3 protein-coding genes are annotated in these 3,005 nt (G+C 39.3%); all 3 read left to right on the top strand.

What is annotated here, in order from left to right:
* Positions 1 to 162: 162 nt before the first annotated feature.
* From istA to E4U82_RS19355, 3 genes are read left to right on the top strand one after another with little or no spacing between them, the layout of a single operon-like run.
* Positions 163 to 1,713: an IS21 family transposase gene (gene istA / locus E4U82_RS19365; protein ID WP_135111883.1), complete on the top strand. Its 1,551-nt coding sequence runs from the start codon at positions 163 to 165 to the stop codon at positions 1,711 to 1,713.
* A complete protein-coding gene (gene istB, locus E4U82_RS19360; protein WP_135111882.1) occupies positions 1,713 to 2,465 on the top strand; it encodes an IS21-like element helper ATPase IstB in 753 nt (250 codons plus the stop codon). The genes istA and istB overlap by 1 nt, the downstream gene beginning before the upstream one ends.
* Positions 2,462 to 2,662, top strand: a complete 201-nt coding sequence (locus E4U82_RS19355; RefSeq protein WP_135111881.1) for a hypothetical protein — start codon at positions 2,462 to 2,464, stop codon at positions 2,660 to 2,662. The genes istB and E4U82_RS19355 overlap by 4 nt, the downstream gene beginning before the upstream one ends.
* Positions 2,663 to 3,005: the final 343 nt, after the last annotated feature.

Raw genomic sequence — 3,005 nt, 5'->3', positions numbered from 1 at the left:
TGATTACGGTCAACAAAATGTACCACTAGTGACATGTTATTTACCACCGAATGACAAGAAATGTACCATCAAATGACAAATAAATGTACCACTTACGCGATACCTTCTATATAATTAATGAGCACGCCTTTGGTGTGACATGATTATAGGAGGTATTTTTTAATGATTCACTATCGAAAGATACTGGAATTGCACGATGAGGGCATTAGCCTTAGGGGCATTTCAGTAAGTACAGGCAACTCTCGCCAGAAGGTAACAGAAGTTATTGATCTGGCAAAAAAGAAAGGAGTGATTTGTCCATTAGAGGAAGAAATGTCAGATCAATGGTTAGAAGAATTCCTTTATCCAGAGACGACGTTGGAGGCGTCAGGTCGAAAGCCATTAGATTTCGAATACATTCATAAAGAATTAGCGAAGCCTAATGTGACCCTTTCGCTGCTTCATCATGAATATGAAATTGAATGCCGTGCGAATCATAAAATTCCATATTCCTACCGTAGCTTTGTTCGTCATTACAGTAAGTATGCGGATAAATATAAGGCTACATTACGCATTCGAAGAAAACCTGGTGAAATCATGGAAGTTGATTGGGCGGGTTCTACAGCTTCCATTATTGATCGAGATACTGGAGAGAGATTAAAAGCTTACATTTTTGTTGCGACTCTGCCTTGCAGTCAATTATCATACGCTGAAGCAACCTTATCCATGGATTTAAGTTCTTGGGTAACGGCCCATAATCATGCGTACAAGTATTTTGGCGGATCTACGCAGATTATAGTACCAGATAATCTGAAAGCGAGTGTAACAAAACATACAACGCGTGATTTAGTTTTAAATCCTACTTACAGAGAAATGGCAGATTACTATAACACTATAGTTATGCCTGCCCGGGTTCGCGCCCCGAAAGACAAGCCAAGTGTTGAAGGCTCTGTCGGTGTTATTTCAACATGGATAATTGCAGCATTAAGAAACACACAATGCTTCAGCATTGATGAATTAAATAAAGAAGTTTGGAAGAAATTAGATGAGTTTAATCAGCGTCCTTTCACTCGCAAACAGGGATGTCGTCTATCAGCGTTTGAAGAAGAGGAGAAATTTGCGCTTTCCCCTCTTCCAAATGCACCTTATAAAATGTCTCAATGGAAAACAGCAAAGGTGCGACCTGATTACCATGTCTCTGTTGAGAGCATGTTTTATTCTGTTCCATATGAGTATATCAATCGAGAAGTGGAAATAAAACTTTCAGATAATCTCATCGAGATCTTTTTTAATCATATGCGAATAGCCTCTCACAAGCGATTACATGGGAAATTTGGTCAATTAGCTACAATTCGAGATCATATGCCTGACAATCATAAGCTGTTTGTAGATCAGACGCCGGAAGCAGCGATTGAGTGGGCTGAAAGCATTGGCCCATTTACTTTGGATATTGTTCAATATATTCTAAATACGGCTCAAGCTGAAAAACAGGGATTACAATCCGTGTTTTCATTAAAAAAATCAGAGCGTCGTTATACCAAATATGAAATAGAGCGTGCGTGTAAAATGATAACATCGATAACGAACAGACCGACAGTCAAGAGCCTTCAAACGCTTTTAAAGAACAATAAAAAGAACGATGCCGAGCAAGAATTAAAACGAAAAACGGAAATGAAAGAAAACAACTATGGTTTCACTCGTGGAACTGCTTATTATAAGGGGATGGATCAATAATGAATGAACAAACGTTGACAAAATTACACGAAATGAAACTAAACGGCATGGCTGAAGCTTATAAGGAACAAGCATTGAACAAAGACTTCCAAAACATGAGTTTTGAAGACCGGTTTTCTTTACTAGTCGACCTGGAACATTCTCGCCGTAAGAGCAATAAGCTTCAACGGCTGATCAAGCAGGCAACTTTTCTTAACTCAAATGCCTGTATTGAGGATTTAGAATACCATGATGATCGCAAACTGGATAAAGAGCTGATATTAAAGCTAGCAAGCGGTAGCTTTATCCAGGATAGCCACAACATTATATTAAAAGGAGCCACCGGATCTGGCAAATCATTTTTAGCGACTGCATTTGGTGTATCTGCTTGTCGGCAATTTTATAAAGTAAAATACATTCGCCTACCAGAGTTATTGGATGAACTGACACTTGCCAAGTTAGCCGCAGACGGGACTTATCGGAAATGTATTAAAAAATACACTAAAGTCGATCTGCTTATTCTCGATGAATGGTTACTGACCGACTTGACGCCTGACGAAGCAGCCATATTACTCGAAATCACTGAAGCACGTCATAAATTGGCTTCAACCATTTTCTGTTCCCAAATTGACCCCAGTGGGTGGCATCTGAAATTAGGGAATGAAACAATTGCGGAAGCTATTTTAGACCGTATAATCCATGATTCCTATCAAATTCTGATAGACGGTGAAGTTTCCATGCGTGAGCGTCATGGATTGGGGGGATCCAAATGATCCCCATAGAAGTTGAAAACCGTATAGCTAAATATTTTTTTCATAAGTATTTACCTAATGAGGTGCGGATTGAAGTTGAAAGCAGACTGTTATCCTCCTGCGTATGGACCGAGGAAGAGGATTTAGATTATGATAAACTGGTTGGTTGGGCAATCGGGATTATTGATAAGCAATTAGGCGATAAAAAGTTTAGATAGATCAAAACAGCCATTGGGTAATCTCTATTCAATGGCTGTAAATTATTATATACTGTGCAGATGGCTACCGCGCGTACGCTTGCTTCCTTCTAATTCGCGTTAGCTTGCTTCGCAAACAAACGCTCATTACGAAGCTACGCCCTCCAACACCTATAAAATAAAGGGTGAGCCATATCCGATGGTGATATTCAATTAATAAGCAGAAAAAATCTACTGCTTTTAAAACATTGGTCTGTAGGGCTTTTTCAACCATTGGTAAATACACTGGCAATGTGTGGTAAATACCTTGGCAAACGGTGGTAAAAAAGATGGCAAGGGTGGTAAATTCCGATGGCTGTAATCA

It is taken from the genome of Lentibacillus salicampi (assembly GCF_004565465.1).
In the GTDB taxonomy this organism is placed as follows: domain Bacteria; phylum Bacillota; class Bacilli; order Bacillales; family Amphibacillaceae; genus Lentibacillus; species Lentibacillus salicampi.
The sequence above is the reverse complement of the archived record's forward strand: the minus strand, read 5'-3'. Positions and strand labels throughout refer to the sequence as shown.

Excerpts from the sequence above, each read along its gene's own strand:
- istA (WP_135111883.1), top strand. The coding sequence starts at position 163 with ATGATTCACTATCGAAAGATACTGGAATTGCACGATGAGGGCATTAGC.
- istB (WP_135111882.1), top strand. The coding sequence starts at position 1,713 with ATGAATGAACAAACGTTGACAAAATTACACGAAATGAAACTAAACGGC.
- E4U82_RS19355 (WP_135111881.1), top strand. The coding sequence starts at position 2,462 with ATGATCCCCATAGAAGTTGAAAACCGTATAGCTAAATATTTTTTTCAT.